Raw genomic sequence first — 1,699 nt, forward strand, 5'->3', positions numbered from 1 at the left:
ATTTTGAATATATTATAGAAAAATATAAAGGAGGGGTACCTCCAGTTATCATTCAAGGTTCATGTTAAAAATTCTTGCCTATGGCTACTTGTGCAATATTTACTCTAGCCGTAAGCTTAAAGGAGCTCTTAAAGAAAGTCCTTATTTTATGTGGCTATCGGGCCTGAGTCGGCCTGACCACAATACTATTAATCGTTTTTCAAGCGAATGACTGAAAGGGGTGCTAACAGAAGCTTTACCCAGGTTGTTTTCCTTCTGGCAGAATCCGGTCATGTAGATTTAAAAGAAGTTTACCACGATGGTACAAAGATAGAGGCCAATGCTAACCGATACTCCTTTGTAGAGGTAAAAGTACTAAAGCCCATAAGGAACGTTTGACCAAACAATTGGAAGAATTATGGGCCTATACGGAAAAAATAGCTAAAGAGGAGCTTAATGAAAAACCATCAGATTTTACTCTGTTAGAAGGTGATAAAGTTGAACAGACTATTGATTAGATCAATTAGGCCCTAAAAGAAAAAGAGGTAGATCAACAAATAAGGCAAAATGTTCGTTATGCTAAAAAGAATTGGCCTGGTAAGCTTAAGCAGTACGCTAAACACGAACATATACTCAATGGTAGAAACAGTTATTCAAAAACTGATCCTGATGCTACTTTTATGCGTTTGAAAGACGACCACATGCAAAACGGGCAATTAAAACCGGCTTATAATTTGCAAATGAGTATACAGAACTAGCTTGTTCATTACTACACCATTCATCCTATCCCAACAGATACTACCCACCTTAATAGAACAATTTGCTACTTTTGGGCATCAATTTGACCAGCTGCCAGACTCCGTGACTGCCTATGCTGATTATGGAATTGAGGAGAATTATGAATATTTACAAACAGAAGTTATAGAACCCTATGTAAAGTATCCTCATTTTCATAAGGAACAGAAAATCAAAGGGAAATTAGAGTTATCTGACCCTTCTACTCTACATTATGATAAAGAAAATGACCGATTATATTGTCCCGCAAGCCAACCTATGGATCGGATAGGAAGTCGTAAACGTAAGACGAGTACCGGATTTGAGCAATACAATACCCTTTATCAAGCTAGAAATTGTGAGCGTTGCCCCTTAAAAGCGGGTTGTCATAAGCAGAAAGTTAACCGAATTGTTGCCCTAAACAGTAAGTTAAATCATTATAAACAAAAGGCTTTGGGGAAATTTATTAAGTGAGCAAGGGATAAAACACAGGAAAAAAAGACCCTGTGAAGTAGAAGCTGTCTTCAGATACCTCAAACAAAACAAAGGGTTTAAATGATTTTGCCCTCGAGGCCATAAAAAAGTTGAAATTGAGACTGGTTTAATGTCCATTGGACATAATTTAGCAAAAATTGCATGCTAAGTAAGGGGATGCTACTAAACTTATTATTCATGTCCTGAAATTAAAAACCTTTATCTTATCTAAAAGTTTCTTTTAAAAAGAGCAAAATATTTAATACAGGCTATTTAGCCTCAAAATAAAGTAATTAAAAAATCATAAGTCTTTAACCTTCTTCCACTCCAAACCATTCAGCCTTTTCTCCAGCTCTTTTTCCAATTGTCTTAAATTCTCGGGAGCATTATCATAATCCTTGACATGCCTTGCATTGGTTTCAGATTTAAAACTGATATAAGTAGTAGGTAAATCAGATTTAAAAGAAGTATA

3 protein-coding genes and 1 pseudogene are annotated in these 1,699 nt (G+C 35.7%); all 4 read left to right on the top strand.

The window, feature by feature from the left end:
• Positions 1-43 precede the first annotated feature (43 nt).
• Positions 44-211 (top strand): annotated as a pseudogene (locus E1171_RS24865) (transposase); the annotation flags it as partial.
• A complete protein-coding gene (locus E1171_RS01755; protein ID WP_155203474.1) occupies positions 208-378 on the top strand; it encodes a hypothetical protein in 171 nt (56 codons plus the stop codon). The pseudogene E1171_RS24865 and the gene E1171_RS01755, both read left to right, overlap by 4 nt.
• Positions 375-497: a hypothetical protein gene (locus E1171_RS24585; protein WP_281347196.1), complete on the top strand. Its 123-nt coding sequence runs from the start codon at positions 375-377 to the stop codon at positions 495-497. The genes E1171_RS01755 and E1171_RS24585 overlap by 4 nt, the downstream gene beginning before the upstream one ends.
• A 241-nt stretch (positions 498-738) precedes the next feature.
• Entirely contained in the window at positions 739-1,227 is a 489-nt protein-coding gene (locus tag E1171_RS01760; protein WP_155203476.1) for a transposase, read from the top strand.
• Positions 1,228-1,699: the final 472 nt, after the last annotated feature.

It is taken from the genome of Xanthovirga aplysinae, assembly GCF_009711365.1.
GTDB classification, from domain to species: Bacteria; Bacteroidota; Bacteroidia; order Cytophagales; family Cyclobacteriaceae; genus Xanthovirga; species Xanthovirga aplysinae.

Coding starts and splice junctions, on each gene's coding strand:
- E1171_RS01755 (WP_155203474.1), top strand. CDS start 208: ATGACTGAAAGGGGTGCTAACAGAAGCTTTACCCAGGTTGTTTTCCTT.